At 31.1% G+C, this 344-nt stretch carries 1 pseudogene; it reads left to right on the forward strand.

The features are described from left to right. Positions 1-344 (forward strand): annotated as a pseudogene (locus BZK24_RS08375) (glutamate--tRNA ligase); the annotation flags it as partial.

The following is a 344-nucleotide window of genomic DNA, read 5'->3' on the forward strand; positions in this document are numbered from 1 at the left end:
GTTTTTAGCCTTGATGAAGCGATAGAATGGTTTAGTTTAGAAAATCTTTCCAGTTCCCCGGCTCATTTTAATTTAAAATATTTAAAACACTTAAACCACGAGCATTTAAAGCTTTTAGACGATGAAAAGCTATTAGAACTCACTTCAATAAAAGATAAAAACCTCTTAGGGCTTTTAAGATTGTTTATAGAAGAATGCGGCACGCTTTTAGAATTGAAAGAAAAAATTTCGTTGTTTTTAGAGCCAAAGGATATTGTTAAAACTTATGAGAACGAAGATTTTAAAGAGCGTTGTTTAGTGCTTTTTAACGCTCTAAAAAGCATGGATTTTCAAGCATATAAGGA

It is taken from the genome of Helicobacter pylori, from assembly GCF_001998165.1.
Taxonomy (GTDB): Bacteria; Campylobacterota; Campylobacteria; order Campylobacterales; family Helicobacteraceae; genus Helicobacter; species Helicobacter pylori_DL.